Consider the following 13,747-nt stretch of genomic DNA (forward strand, 5'->3'; position numbering starts at 1 on the left):
TCACTCCCAGTCGTGATCGGTGGGCTGCTCCCGGCGCAGCGCCAGGGCGGAGACGTCCAGCACCCGTCCACTCCGGACGGTCACCTCCAGGGGCGGCGGGTGCCCCAGGAACGCCACGAGGCTCGCGGTCAGGCCGTACGCGCCGACGTTCGGCACGGCCAGCACGTCGCCCGGCCGCGCGTCCACGACGTCCACGCCCCGGCCCCACGTGTCCAGCGGCGTGCACAGCGGCCCGGCGACGATCGCGCCGGTGAGCCGGTCCCGGCCCTCCAGGCTGAGCAGGTGCGGCACCATCGGCGGCAGCCGGCGCAGGCCCGACATGCCGCCCAGGTGGTTGATCCCGGACTCCAGCACCAGCACGGGCGTGCCGTGCGAGACCTTGGCGTCCAGCACCCGGGTCAGCAGCCGCCCGGCCGTGGCCACCAGGTAGCGGCCGGACTCGAACGCCACCGCCGGCCGCCCCTCCCGCCAGTCCGGGAACGCCGAGTCCAGCAGGTCCTCGACCCGCCCGGCCAGGCCGTCGAACACCGGCAGCGCCCCGGCGCGGGCGAAGGGCGCGCCGAACCCGCCGCCCAGGTCCAGCACCTCGACCTCCCACCCGCACGCGTCGGCGAGCTTGCGGGCGGTCGTGGCGGCCTGCGTGAACTGGGCGACCAGGGCGTCCTCGTCGGTCAGGTTCGTGCCCATGTAGAGGTGGAACCCGGCGGGCGTGGCCGCGTCCCGCGCGCCGAACAGCTCCGGCCGGGCCAGCACCCACTCGGCGTCCGCGCCGAACTGCGACGCCACCCCGGTCATGGTCAGGCCTTGACCGGGCACGGGCGCGCTGTCGTTGACCCGCAACAGGAACCGCGCGTCACCGGGGGAGAGGCGGTCGAGCTGGTCGATGGCGTGCGGGGAGTCCACCGAGAACCACCGCACGCCCTGTCGCAGCGCGTCGGCGACCTCGGCGTCCCGCTTGCCCGGCCCGGTGTAGAGCACGTCGTCGGGCGAGAACCCGGCCGACGACGCCACTTCCAGCTCGCCGGGCGAGCACACCTCCGCGTGGCACCCGGCCGCCCGCAGCGCCGCGACCACCGACGGGTGCGGGTTGGCCTTGAGCGAGTAGTACAACCGGCTCGGCGCCGGCAGCGCGGCCCGCAGCAACGCCACCGAGCGGTCCACCTCGTCCAGGTCGTAGACGTACGCCGGAGTGCGCATCACAGGCCCTCCGCCAACGCCCGCCGGTCGACCTTCCCGTTGCGGGTCAACGGGATGTCCTCGACGACCAGGCAGCGGCCGGGGATCTTGAACTCCTCCAGCTCCGCCCGCAACCCGATCAACACCTGGTCGGGCACGACCTCGCCGACCACGAACAGCACCGCGCCCTCCCGGCCGTCCCCGGGCGGCAGCACGGCCGCCGACCGCACCCCGGCGACCCGGTGCGCGGCGGCCTCCACCTCGGTCGCGCTGACCCGGAAGCCGCGCTCCTTGTAGAGGTCGTCGCGCCGGCCGGAGAAGTACAGGTAGCCGTCGGCGTCCAAGTGCCCGTAGTCCCCGGTGTGCAGCTGCGGGAACAGGCCCTCCACCAGCCGGAACCGCTGCGCGGTCAGCTCCGGCCGCCGCCAGTACCCGGCCATCACGTTCGGCCCGCGCACCACGATCTCGCCGACCTCGCCGGGCGGCAGCCGCCGGCCGTCCTCGGCCACGGTGAACACCTCCGTGCCCGGCAACGCCCGCCCGCACGCGCCCGGCCGGCGCAGGTCCTCGTCCGGCGGCATGATCGTGGCCCGCTTGCACTCGGTCAGCCCGAACATCAACTGCACCCGCAGCCCGGGGATGGAAGAACGCAACTGCCGCAACGGTTCCTCCGGCATGGCGGCACCGGTGTTGGTCACCAGCCGCAACGGCGGCGGCTGCGCACCCGGCCTCGACAGCAGCCGGGCCAGCCCCTTCGCCATCGCCGGCACGGCCGGCAGCACGGTCGCCCGGTGCAACACCAACTCCCGCAACAGCCGCGGGCCGGCGTCCTCGGCCGTCGCCAACCGCACGCACGCGCCCGACAACAACCCCAGGAACACCTGGTAGAGCCCGTAGTCGAAGGACAACGGCAACGCGCAGAACACCACGTCCCCGGGCCGGTACTCCAGCACGGACTGGATCGCCTGCGCCGCGAACACCACCTGGGCGTGCGTGGACACCACGGCCTTGGGCCGCCCGGTGCTGCCGGAGGTGTAGATCAGGCACACCGGGTCCACGGCGAGCACCGGCGCGTCCACGGCGTCGGAATCCGGAGCCGACCGGACCTCCGCCAGGGTCACCGTCTTGATCCCGCGCTGCACGGCGGCGACCTGCGCGGCCGGGTCGTCGGTCACCAGCACGGCCGGCTCGCAGTCCTCCAGCACGTGCACCAGCGCCGCGACCGGCGTCCGCTCGTGCACGACGCTGAACACCGCCCCCGACCGGGCACAGGCGAACAGCAGCGCGGGCACGGCCGTGCCACCCGGCACGCACACCACGACCCGGTCACCCCGCCGCACACCCAGCCCGGCCAGCAACCCGGCCGCCCGCCGCGCGGCCAGGTCCAGCTCGGCGAAGGTCATCGTCTCGGTGCCGTGCGACAACGCCGGCGCGTCCGGGTGGTCGGCCACCGCCCGGTCCAGCACGTGGTGCAGGAGGGTCACGGCCGCTCCACCGCCCTCCGGAACAGCCCGGTGAGCGCGTCCACGTCCCGCAGGTCGCTGGTGGCCAGGTCGTCCGGGTCCAGCTCCACGTCCAGCGCCGACTCGACCCGCTCGATCACGTCCACCAGCCGGAACGAGTTGAACTTCGGCAGCTCCCGCAACGGGCCGTCCACGACCCCGGCGTCCAGCTCCAGCACCGACGCCAGCGCGCCGACCACCGTCGAGCGCACGGCCCCGGCCGCCAGCTCCGCGTCCAAGGCGCTGTCTGCCAGCAGCAGTTCGTGCACGCGGTCCACCAGCGCCGACGGCATCCCGCCGCCGCGCTGCGCCCGCCGCATGGCCACGTAGGTCTGGGACGCCAACGTCAGCCACGCCCGAGCACCCTCGGCCGCCCGACCACCGTCGTCCACGCCGACCGACGCCAGCCACCGGGCGTGCAAAGCACGCGTCCGCGCCAGCAGCCACACGTCCAGCACCAGGGCGTCCCACCCGGCGGGCCGGTCGCTGTGCTCGCGGACGGCGGCCACGTACCGGTCCACCAGGGCACCGTCGATCGCCCGTGCGGTCGCCACCAGCTCGCAGTCCACTTCGGACGGTGGCAGAGCGCCGGCGGTCAGGACGAACGCCGACGACTTCGGCACCGCCGCGTCCAGATCGGCCAACCGCCACACACCCGGTCGCGCGGACCCCCACGGCGTGTCGTTGTGGTAGGCGTCCACGACCACACCGGACTCGGTGAGCAGGAAGCTGTGCTCCATGTGCTTCTGCCCGAAGTACGGCACCCACGGCATGGTGTGCGCGTCGCCCACCACGTACAGCGGCCCCTCGGCGGCGGCCAGCCGGCGCAACGCCGGGCCGTCCAACCCGTCCTCCCGGACCGCCACGGACAGGCCCAGCAGCCGGGACGCCTCGTCCAGCCGCGTGTCCACCGGCACGTCCAGCGACGGCGGCCCGTCCGGCGGGAACGTCGGGCAGAACCTCGGCGCGGCACCCAGCGCCACGTGCGCGCCCCCGCCGTGGTGGCGGTCGGCGACGGCGGCCAGGTTGGCCTGCAAGCAGTCCAGCTCCGCCGCGTGCAGGCCGTCCAGCACCGGCGACCACGTCCGGTCCACGACCTCGTCCGGCACGGTCACGACCATCACTTCACCCCCGTGAGATCGGCTTCCACCAGGCGCAACCCGGCGGTGGCGGCGGCCAGCGCGGCCTCGTCGGCGGCCAGGTCGCGGACCTGGCCCGCCAGCAGTTGGTCGTAGGCGGACAGGTCCAGCAGCCCGTGCCCGCTCACGCACACCAGCACCCCGCGCGTCGACTCCCGCGCGGCCCGCGCCGCACCGGCCAACGCGTGCCCGGACTCCGGCGCGGGCACCACCAGCTCCGACACCGCGAACCGGCGACCCGCGTCCAGCGCCTCCCGCTGGCCCACCGCGACCGCGTCGACCGACCCGTGGTGGCGCATCGCCGACAGCAGCTTGGCCGCGCCGTGGAACCGCAGGCCCGCCGAGTGCGAGGCCGGGATGGAAAACGAACTGCCGATCGAGTACATGGCCTCCATCGGCCCCGACCCGGTCGCGTCGGTGTGGTCGTAGGCGTAGACGCCCCGGGTCAGCTTCGGCGTGGCGCTGGACTCCACCGCCAGCAGCCGCACCGCCTCCGCCTCGCCGGCCCGGTGCCGGGCGTGGAAGGGCAGCGCGATCCCGCCGAAGTTCGAGCCCGCGCCGACACTGCCGACCACGGTGTCCACCTCGGCACCCAAGGCGTCGAGCTGCTCGATCGCCTCCAGCCCGATCACCGACTGGTGCAGGATGCTGTAGTTCTCGCCGCTGCCGATGCAGAACGCCCGACCCTCGCCGCCGCGCGCGTACTCCACGGCCTCGCCGATCGCCAACGCCAGCGAGTTCCCGCCTTCGGTCAACGACGTCAGCCCGCTCGGGCTGGCGTGCACGGTCGCGCCCAGCAGCCGCATCAAGCTGCCCCGGTAGGGCTTGTCGCGCAGGCTGCCGCCGACCATGAACACCGTGCAGCGCAACCCGAACGCGGCGCACGCGGCGGCCAACGCCGTGCCCCACTGGCCCGCGCCGGTCCCGGTGACCACCTCGGTGATCCCCGCCCGCTTGTAGTAGAACGCCTGCGCCAGCGCGGTGTTGAGCTTGTGGCTGCCGGAGATGTTGCCGCCCTCGTACTTGACGTACACCGGCACGCGGGCGTCGACCTCGCGCTCGAACGCGGTGGCCCGCCACAGGGGAGTGGGCCGGTACTTGCGGTACTGCGCCACGACTTCCTCGGGGATGTCCCACCACTCCCGCAGCGACACGCTCTGCCGCACCAGCTCCAGCGGCAAGCCCGTGCTGACCGGGCCGGCCGCTTGCGAGGGCGTGAGGTCCGGCGGCAGGTCGTAGCCGAGGTGCGGCAGCACGCTGCGCCACGCGGCGGTCACCGGTGCTCCTCCACGGCCCGCAGCACCACGTCCACCAGGTCGGACACGACGGTGAACACCTTGCCGGTGAACAGGTCGTCGGGCAGCACCACGTCCAGCTCGTCCTCCAACCGCACCAGCATCCCCAGGAACCCCAGCGAGTTGATCCGCAGCACCGCGCCGTTGAGCGGCTCGTCGTCGGCGATGTCGGCGGGCGACAGCGACAGCCGGGACTCCCGGATCACCAGCCGCTTCACCGCCTCGGTCACCTCGTCGCGCCTGCTGTGCGTGGTCGTCACCGCGTTCCTCCCGTTCCCCGGACGGCGCCCGCGCCCTCGATCGCCCAGCTGTGCGTGAGCAGCGCGGACAGGCCCACCGGTCCGCGCACGTGCAACCGGCCCGTGCTGATCGACAGCTCCGGACCCAGGCCCATCGTCGGGCCGTCGTGCAGCCGCATCGACCCGTTGACCACCAGCGCGGCGGCGTCGGCCCCGCGCAGGAACCGGTCCACCACAACGGGATCGGTCGCCGCCACACCCTCGGTGTGCCGCGAGCCGTGCCGCCGGATGTGCCGCAGCGCCGCGTCCAGGTCGGGCACCGGGCGCAACCCGAAGGACCGGTCCAGGAACTCGCGGCCGTCGTCGTGCTCGGCCAGCGGGATCACCCGCGGGTCCTCCGCCGACAGCCGCGGGTCCAGCCGCAGCGCGAACGCGTCGGAGCGGGCGGTGAACCGCCGCACCAGCTCGTCGGCCACCTCGTCGTGCGCCAGCACCATCTCCAGGCTGTTGCACGCGGTCGGCTCGGTGAGCTTGGCGTCCAACGCGATGTCCACCACCAGGTCCAGGTCCGCGCTGCGGTCCACGTACAGGTGGTTGACCCCGCCGCCGCTGGCGATCACCGGGATGGCGGAGGCGGTGCGGCAGTGGTCGATCAGCGACGGGCTGCCGCGCGGGATCAACGCGTCGATGGCGTCGTAGCGCTTGAGCAGCTCGCGCACCATCCGCCGGTCCGTCTCGGCCAGCACGTGCGCCATCTCCGGCAGCCCGGACGCCGCCAAGGCCTCACCGATGACGGCACCCAGGGCGACGTTCGTGGCCGCGATCTCGCCGCCGCCGCGCAGGACGGCCACGTTCCCGACCGCGACCGGCAGCAACGCGCCCTCCACGGTGACCGTGGGCCGGGCCTCGTAGATCATGAGGACGGTGCCGAGTGGCTTGGGCACCTTCCGCGCGGTGAACCCCAGCTCACCCCGGATCGGCGGCCCTTCGGCGGTCACCGCCGGCAGCCACGCCTTGACTCGCTCGGCCAGCCCCACCAGCACGCCCAGGTGGTCCTCGGTCAGCCGCAGCCGGTCCACCAGCGACACCGGCAGGCCCTTGGCCACCCCCCGGGCCACGTCCTCGGCGTTGGCCTCCAGCACCGCGTCCCAGTGCTTGCCCAGCCGCACGGCCAGCTCGTCGCAGTACGCGGCGTACCGGTCGTCGCCCGGCGGGGGAGCGGCGTCACGCGCGGCGGTCGCGGCGCTCAGGATCTCGTCCACGGTCATCGTGTGACCTCCTCCTCGCGCCCGAGGAACGCGCCGATCGCGGCGGTCAGCTCGGGCAGGTGCTCGGGGTCGAAGACCTCGAAGTGGCTCGCGCGCAGGGTGCCGCGCTCGAGGTGCCGGGCCAGCTCGTGCCACCGCGCGGCTTCCTCCGGCGGCACGCCCTCGTCGGCGCACAGCAGCAACAGCACGCGGCCGTCGTAGGGGCGCTCGACGCGGTGCGCGGACAACGCGCGGACGTGCGCCTCGAACGTGCGCACCAACCGGTCCACGGTGTCCTGCGCGGGCCTTGCGCCCAACTGGGCCACGATCACGTCCCGGATCGCCCCATCACGTTCCACGGTGGACGGCCACGGCTCCGGCGAGCTGTCCACCACCACCAGGTCCGGCGTCGAACCGCGTGCGGCGAGGTCCGCGCACACCTCCCACGCCACCACCCCGCCCTGCGACCAGCCGAACACCAGGTCCGGGACGATCCCGGCGTCGTCCAGCGTGGCCAGCACGGTCTCGGCCATGCCCGGGATGGACTCCTCCGGCTCCTCGTCGGGCAGCAACCCGGTCGAGCGCACCGCGTAGACGTTGTGCGTGCCGCCCAGGTACGACGCCAGCCGCAGGTACGGCCCCAGCCCACCGCCCGCGCCCGGCACCATCACGCACACCGGCCGGTCCTTGCGGCGCACGAACGGGATCAGGCGGCCGGGCAGCGTCCCGGCGCTCACAGCCCTTCCTCTTCGCGGAGCCGGCGCACCAGCGCGGCCAGCGCGGACACCGTGGGCACGCGGAAGAAGTCCGCCACCGGCACCGCCACCCCGTGGTCCTCCTCGACCCGGGCCAGCGCGGTGAACACGTTGAGCGAGTGCGCCCCGTACTCCAGCAGCGACCGGGCCGGCTCGACCCCCTCCACGTCCAGCACCTCGCACCACAGCGCGGCCAGGTCCCGCTCGAGGTCGTCGGCGTACTCGACCGGGCCCGTGGTCTCGGTGGTCTTCTGGAGCTTGTCCAGCGCGGCCAGGGCGGTGTGGTCGGTCTTGCCCGTGCCCGAGGTGGGGACCTTGTCCAGGTCGTGGATGCGCGTGGGCACCATGTAGGCGGGGAGTGCCGCGGTGAGCCGGTCCCGGACCTGCCGGTGGTCGGCGTCCCCGACCAGGAACAACACCAACTCGCGGTCCGCACCCTCGCCCACCGCGATCGTGACCGCCTGCCGGACGCCCTCGACCTGGTTGGCCACGGTGTCGACCTCGCCCAGCTCGACCCGGTACCCGCGGATCTTGACCTGCGTGTCGCCGCGCCCGAGGAACACCAGCACGCCGTGCTCGTCCCGCACCACCAGGTCACCCGTGCGGTACATGCGGCCCTCGCCGGCGAACCGGTCGGGCAGGAAGCCCTTCGCGGTCTTCTCGGGGTCGTTCAGGTAGCCCTCGGCCGGGCACAGGCCGCCCAGGTGCAGGTCACCCGGGACGCCGACCGGGGCCAGGTGGCCGGTCTGGTCGACGACGTAGGCCGTGACGCCGTGCAGCGGCAGGCCGATCGGGACGTGCGCGGGCCAGGACTCGTCGGCGGCGGTGAGCCGGTGGGTGGTGACGGCGTGCGTCTCGGTCGGGCCGTAGAGGTTGACCAGGGTGCAGTGCGGGTGGTCGACGAAGAACGTGCGGATCTCGTCGTCGACCATCAGTTGCTCGCCCGAGACGCAGACGTATCGGAGGTGGGGGAGTTTCGTGCGAGCGTCCCGCACGGCTTGCACGTAGGGCCGGAGTGCGGCGACCGGCAGGTAGACGTGGGTGACCTCGGTGGCGGCGATCCGCTTGACCAGGGCGGGGAAGTCCCGCCGGTCCACGCCACCGCGACCGACCACCGTGCCGCCCGCGGCCAGGGTCGGGACGATCTCCTGGAAGGAGACGTCGAAGCCGAGCGGGGCGTACTGGAGGAACCGGGTGCGGGGGTTCTGGTCGAGGTAGCCGATCTGCCAGGCGGTGAGGTTCAGCAGCGGCCCATGGCCCATCAGCACGCCCTTCGGCAGGCCGCTCGACCCGGAGGTGAACATCAAGTAGGGCGCGGCCTCCGCCACTCCGCCCGGAACCTCACCCGGCTCCGCGCCGGTCGTCTCGCGCGGGCCGGCGGGCACCATCTCCACCCCGGCCAAGTCCACCCCGCGGCCGACCACGAGCCGGCACTGGGCCTTGTCCGCCATGTACTTCAGGCGGTCGGCGGGCAGGCTCGGGTCGAGCGGCAGGAAGGTCGCGCCGCACATCAGGATGGCGACCATGGCCGTCGTGGTGTCGCACAACGTCTCCGCCGCCAGGCCGACCACGTCGTGCGGTCGCACCCCGCGCCCGACCAGCTCACCCGCCAGGCGCTCGGCGTTGGTGACCAGCTCGGCGTAGGTCAGGCCGGCACCGGGCTCCTCGATGGCGGGAGCGTCGGGAGTCCGGCTCGCGGTCCGGCGGATCCAGTCCACCAACGTCGGCGCGGGCACCCGGCCGGGGTAGCCGTCGGTGCGCAGGGAGTCCACCCACGACGAGTCGGTGAACAGGTCCGCCACCGACCGTGACCCGTCCTGGACGGCCCGGCGCAACGCCGTGCGCAGGGAGTCCAGCAGGCCATCGGCCACGGCGGGCGCGATGAGCTGCCGGTCGTACTCCAGTTCCAGCAGCCAGCCGCCCTCGCGCGGGGTCGCGCCCAGCCACAGGTCGAACTTGGCGGTGTCGTTGCCGGGTTCGCGGACGTCCAGGATGGTGCTGCCGGGGGTGCCCTCGAAGGTGTCCTGCATGGCCAGCATCGCCGAGAAGAGCGGATTGCGGTTGCTGGTGCGGTCCTGGCGCAGGAGCGCCACGAGCTGGTTGAAGGTGACGCCGACGTTGGCGCGGCAGTGGTCCACGGCGGTGCGCACGACATCGGCGATGTGCTCGTCCACCGGGCGCGACCAGTCCACGTCCACCCGGACCGGCAGGGTGTTGACGAAGAAGCCGCACAGGTCGTAGGAGCCGACCGTCCGGCGGGCGGTGAACGGGCTGCCCACCAGCACGCTCGTCACCCCGCCGTGCCGGGCCAGCACCGCCCCGTACACGGCGGTGAACAGCACGAACGGCGTGACCGACAGGCGTTTGCAGGTCTGCCGCAGCAGCTCGTTGTCCTGCTCGGACAGCAGCCACGACACGCGTGCGCCGGTGAAGTCGGTCTCGTGCGGGCGATCGGGGCGCGGGCTGAGGACCAGCGGCGGCACGTCCCGCAGCCGCTCGGCCCACGCCCGCGCCGCGTCCACCGTGGACTGGGCGGTGGCGGTGCGGTTCTGGGCGTGCAGCTCGCGGGCGAACGCGGTCTCGCGGGCGGCCACCAACTCCGTGGTCAGCTTGCCGGCCAGCGCGGCTTCGAGGTCCCGCACCAGCGGTCCCATCGACACCCCGTCGCCGACCACGTGGTGCGCGCACAGGATGACCGCCGCCGCCGAGCCGTCGGTGGCCCGCACGTACCCGAACCGGTAGGCCGGTCCGGTGTGCAGGTCGAACGGCTCACCGCCCAGCTCGGCCGCCACCGCGGTGCACGCGGCGGCGTAGCCGGAGGCCGGGACGTCCACCCGCTTGACCGGCAGGGTCTCGCGCGTGGGCGGCGGGGTGAGGCGGGCGTGCATCTCGGGCAGGGCCAGGAACACCTGCCGCAGGCCCGGCTGCACCGCCACCAGCACGGTCAGCGCGTCCAGCACGGTGTCCGGTGCCAGTGTCGGGTCCAGCTCGACGTGCATGAGCTGGTTGTAGATCTGGGCCGTGGTGACCCAGCCGTCCACGACCAGCAGGCCCTTCTGCGACTCCGTCAACGGCAGCAGCGTCGCGACCCCGGTGTCGGCGTAGGCCTTGGTGGCAGTGGCGGCGTTGGTGGCGGCGGCGTTGGCGGGGGCGGCGTTGGTGGGGGCGGCGTCGGTGGACATCACGCGCCCGCCGCCGGCTGCCCGGCCATCTCGGCCAGCCACGCCTTCAGGTCGCCGATCGTGCGCAGGTCGACCATGCGGGTGGCGTCGATCTCGGTGTCGTCGTCGCCCGCCACCTCCACCGCGAGGCGCAGCAGCGACAGCGATTCCAGACCGGCGTCGAGCAGCGCGGTCGAGTCGTCGTAGGCCGCGGTCGCGTGCTTGGCGATGGCCGCGTCGAGATCCACTGGTGCGGTCGTCACGATGCTCCCCAGATCGTCCGTCCGTGCGCCGGCGCAGGGCCGGTCACACCATCCGGGAGCGATGGAACACAGTGCCGATGTGCGGCCGATGTGCCCGCGATTCGCGGTCGATGTGCGCTTCGGACTACCGATCCGTCAGCGTTCGGCCCGTTTCCGCGCCGAGTAGGAACGCGCCTTCGCCCGGTTGCCGCACACGCGCATGGTGCACCAGCGCCGGGAGTGGTTGCGCGAGACGTCCCAGAACACCCAGCCGCACGTCTCGTCCGCGCACCTCTTGAGCCGCTGCGCCTGACCGGTCACCGCGACCTCGGACCACGCGATGGCCAGCACGCCCATCGCCTTGCGCGCGGCGGGCAGGGACGGGTCCGGGCGCAGGCCGTGCCGGGGCGGGGGACCCTTCGGGTCCGCATCGGCGGACAGGAACACCAGCACCGGCAGGTCCCTCAGCACGGCGTTGGCCACCGCCAGCACGTGCGGGGAGGACGGTCCGTCGCTGCCCAGCGCGTCCCGGACGCCGGCCCGCAGGTCCAGCAGCATCCGGTGCTCCTCGCGGGTCAACGCCACCGGCCGGTCCACCAGGCCGCGCGCCAGCAGCCACGCCGCCGCCTCGGGCGCGGAGGCCAGCACGTCGGTCTCGTCCTCCAGGTCCACCGTGTTCGCGAACGCGGCCACCAGCTCGGCCTCGGGAGAAGCCTCGATCACCAGCCACCTCCCTACGCCATTCGGTGGTTCCCGTCCCGTCCCCCTACAGCATCCGCTCCCGCCGGCGTACTGTCCAGCGAATCCGGTAGCCGGTTAACCCTCTGGAGCCGACACATGGCCGAGCAGACCAGGGCCGTCGACGCGCAGCCCGACACGGCGGCCGACCCCAGCGGTCGCAACACCGCCGTCCTGGTGGCCTTCACCGCCGTCACCAACCTGACCGACGGGGTCACCAAGATCGCGTTCCCGCTGGTCGCGACCACCATCACCAGTTCACCCGCGCAGATCTCCGGCGTGGCGCTGACCCTGTGGCTGCCGTGGCTGCTGGCCGCGCTGCACGTGGGCGTCCTGGTCGACCGCGTCGACCGGCGCAAGCTGCTGTGGGCGGCGAACCTGGTCCGGGTCGTCGTGGTGACCGGCGTCCTGTGGACGGTGGTCAGCGACGCGGTGACCCTGCCCGTCCTGTACGGCGGTGGCCTGGCCCTGGGCGTGGCCGAGGTGGTGGCCCTGACCTCCGCCGCCGCCCTGGTCCCCGACGCCGTCCGCCCAGCACACCGGGAACGCGCCAACTCGTGGGTCGCCGGCGCCGAGACCGTGTGCAACGAGTTCGCCGGCCCCCTGGTGGGTGGCCTGCTGGTGGCCGCGAGCGCGACCCTGGCGTTCGGCACGTCCGTGGCCGGTTACCTGATCGGGATCGTGGTCCTGCTGCTGCTGGTCGGCACGTTCAAGGTCGCGCGGTCGGCCGACCAGCCCCGCGAGTCGGTGAACAAGCAGATCGTCGAGGGCCTGAAGTTCCTGTGGCACCAGCGGATGCTGCGCATGATGTCGCTGGTGCTGACCGTGCTGTGCGCGTGCTGGGGCGCGTGGTTCGGCCTGATGCCGCTGTACGCGACCAGCGAGATGGGCTTGGACGCGAAGGGCTACGGCGTGCTCATCAGCGCCATGGGCGTCGGCGGCGCCCTCGGCGCTTTCGTGACCACGACCCTGAACCGCCTGCTCGGCCGCCGCTGGGTGATGCTGGCGGACCTGATCGGGACGTTCGCGATGGTCATGGTGCCGGTGCTGTTCCCGTCCGTGTGGCTGGTCGCTGCGTCGGCGTTCGTCGGCGGTCTGGGCGGCACCCTGTGGACGGTCAACTCGCGGACGTTGAGCCAGGGCATCGTGGCCAGCGAGATGATGGGCCGCTACAACGCCGCCGCCCGCCTGTTCAGCTGGGGCGCCGTTCCCCTGGGTGCGGGCCTGGGCGGCCTGCTGGCGGAGTGGTTCAGCATGAAGACGGCTTTCGCGGTCTTCGCCCTCGCCGTGATCCTCCTGATCCCGCCCTTCCTCCACACCTTCACCGCGAAGTCGCTGGCGGCCATCGAACCCCCCAAGGAATAACCGCCCGCGCACCCCGCCGTTCCCGGTCGCGACCGCTGGCGCACGCGACCGGGAACGGTGGTCACTCCAAGAAGTCCAAGACCAGCGCCGCCGTCCGACCCGGCGTCTCGACCACGGGGGAGTGGCCCGCCTCGGCGATGATCTCCACCCGCGCCCCCGCCTCGAGGTATCGGCCGGCCGATCGAGCCCCGTAGAACCGGTCCCGGCCGCCCAGCACCACCAGCACCGGCAACCCCGACTCCCGCACCCGCACGTCCAACGGGCGCTGGGCCAGGCGTTGCCGGCGGCGCTCCAGCACGATCGGGAACATGCCGGCGTCCAGCGCCCGGTGGTCCTCCAGCGCCTGCCGGGCCAGCGCCGACCCCACCCGGAACCCCGGCGCGACGGCGTGCGTCGCCACCGCCCGGACCGCGAACGGCGGTGCGAACCGGTGCAGCAACGTCCCGACCAGCGGCAGGGTCAGCAGCCGGCCGCCGCGCGGGAAGGTGGCGTCGGAGTAGTCCGGCGCCTGCGCCACGACCACCACCCGCGTCACCCGTTCGCACGTCTCCGCCAGCGACAGCGCCACGTCCGCGCCGAACGAGTGCCCGACCGCCGTGACGCCCGAGATCCTGCGCTGCGCCAAGACCTCCGCCACCACGCGGGCCTGCTCGTCGGCATCCGCGGCCCGGCCGCCGGTCGCGCCGTGCCCCAGCAGGTCCACCCGGACCACCCGGCACCCGTCCAGCAGCGGCACCAGCCGGTCGAACCAGTGCAGCGACCCGCCGAACCCGTGCAGCAGCACCACGGGCGGCCCGTCGACCGGTCCGTCCTCCCGGACGTGCACGCGCCGACCGCCGACGTGCGCGAACGAACCCGCCACCCGCCGACCGGCCACCGTCACCCGCC

General features: G+C 73.5%; 12 protein-coding genes. 1 reads left to right on the forward strand and 11 read right to left on the reverse strand.

Going from position 1 to position 13,747, the window contains the following annotated elements; genetic code table 11:
* The 10 genes from DFJ66_RS37730 to DFJ66_RS37775 form a co-directional block, all read right to left on the reverse strand.
* Positions 1 to 1,197: a type III PLP-dependent enzyme domain-containing protein gene (locus tag DFJ66_RS37730; RefSeq protein ID WP_121228721.1), complete on the reverse strand. Its 1,197-nt coding sequence runs from the start codon at positions 1,195 to 1,197 to the stop codon at positions 1 to 3.
* A complete protein-coding gene (locus DFJ66_RS37735; protein ID WP_246030076.1) occupies positions 1,197 to 2,660 on the reverse strand; it encodes a class I adenylate-forming enzyme family protein in 1,464 nt (487 codons plus the stop codon). Before DFJ66_RS37735 ends, DFJ66_RS37730 begins: the two co-directional genes overlap by 1 nt.
* Complete coding sequence (locus DFJ66_RS37740; RefSeq protein ID WP_121228724.1) at positions 2,657 to 3,799, reverse strand: acyl carrier protein; 1,143 nt, start codon at positions 3,797 to 3,799, stop codon at positions 2,657 to 2,659. Before DFJ66_RS37740 ends, DFJ66_RS37735 begins: the two co-directional genes overlap by 4 nt.
* Positions 3,799 to 5,094: a TrpB-like pyridoxal phosphate-dependent enzyme gene (locus DFJ66_RS37745; RefSeq protein WP_121228726.1), complete on the reverse strand. Its 1,296-nt coding sequence runs from the start codon at positions 5,092 to 5,094 to the stop codon at positions 3,799 to 3,801. The genes DFJ66_RS37740 and DFJ66_RS37745 overlap by 1 nt, the downstream gene beginning before the upstream one ends.
* Complete coding sequence (locus tag DFJ66_RS37750; protein WP_246030077.1) at positions 5,091 to 5,372, reverse strand: acyl carrier protein; 282 nt, start codon at positions 5,370 to 5,372, stop codon at positions 5,091 to 5,093. The genes DFJ66_RS37745 and DFJ66_RS37750 overlap by 4 nt, the downstream gene beginning before the upstream one ends.
* Entirely contained in the window at positions 5,369 to 6,619 is a 1,251-nt protein-coding gene (locus DFJ66_RS37755; RefSeq protein WP_121228729.1) for a glutamate-5-semialdehyde dehydrogenase, read from the reverse strand. The genes DFJ66_RS37750 and DFJ66_RS37755 overlap by 4 nt, the downstream gene beginning before the upstream one ends.
* Positions 6,616 to 7,335, reverse strand: a complete 720-nt coding sequence (locus tag DFJ66_RS37760) for a thioesterase domain-containing protein (RefSeq protein WP_211351445.1) — start codon at positions 7,333 to 7,335, stop codon at positions 6,616 to 6,618. Before DFJ66_RS37760 ends, DFJ66_RS37755 begins: the two co-directional genes overlap by 4 nt.
* Positions 7,332 to 10,535, reverse strand: a complete 3,204-nt coding sequence (locus tag DFJ66_RS37765) for a non-ribosomal peptide synthetase (RefSeq protein WP_121228732.1) — start codon at positions 10,533 to 10,535, stop codon at positions 7,332 to 7,334. The genes DFJ66_RS37760 and DFJ66_RS37765 overlap by 4 nt, the downstream gene beginning before the upstream one ends.
* Positions 10,535 to 10,777, reverse strand: coding sequence for a phosphopantetheine-binding protein (locus DFJ66_RS37770; RefSeq protein ID WP_121228735.1), 243 nt, complete (start codon positions 10,775 to 10,777; stop codon positions 10,535 to 10,537). Before DFJ66_RS37770 ends, DFJ66_RS37765 begins: the two co-directional genes overlap by 1 nt.
* Positions 10,778 to 10,912: 135 nt before the next feature.
* Positions 10,913 to 11,479 carry a CGNR zinc finger domain-containing protein gene (locus DFJ66_RS37775; RefSeq protein ID WP_211351446.1) on the reverse strand — a complete coding sequence of 189 codons (567 nt, stop codon included), beginning with the start codon at positions 11,477 to 11,479 and terminating at the stop codon, positions 10,913 to 10,915.
* Between the two features lie 114 nt (positions 11,480 to 11,593).
* On the opposite strand from DFJ66_RS37775, the gene DFJ66_RS37780 reads away from it, so the two are divergent.
* Positions 11,594 to 12,859: an MFS transporter gene (locus tag DFJ66_RS37780; protein ID WP_121228738.1), complete on the forward strand. Its 1,266-nt coding sequence runs from the start codon at positions 11,594 to 11,596 to the stop codon at positions 12,857 to 12,859.
* Positions 12,860 to 12,920: 61 nt separating this feature from the next.
* On the opposite strand, the gene DFJ66_RS37785 is transcribed toward DFJ66_RS37780, so the two are convergent.
* The gene (locus DFJ66_RS37785) at positions 12,921 to 13,742 is read right to left on the reverse strand and encodes an alpha/beta fold hydrolase (RefSeq protein ID WP_246030078.1); all 822 of its coding nucleotides are present in this window, start codon (positions 13,740 to 13,742) and stop codon (positions 12,921 to 12,923) included.
* Between the last annotated feature and the right edge of the window lie 5 nt (positions 13,743 to 13,747).

Source organism: Saccharothrix variisporea, assembly GCF_003634995.1.
In the GTDB taxonomy this organism is placed as follows: Bacteria; Actinomycetota; Actinomycetes; order Mycobacteriales; family Pseudonocardiaceae; genus Actinosynnema; species Actinosynnema variisporeum.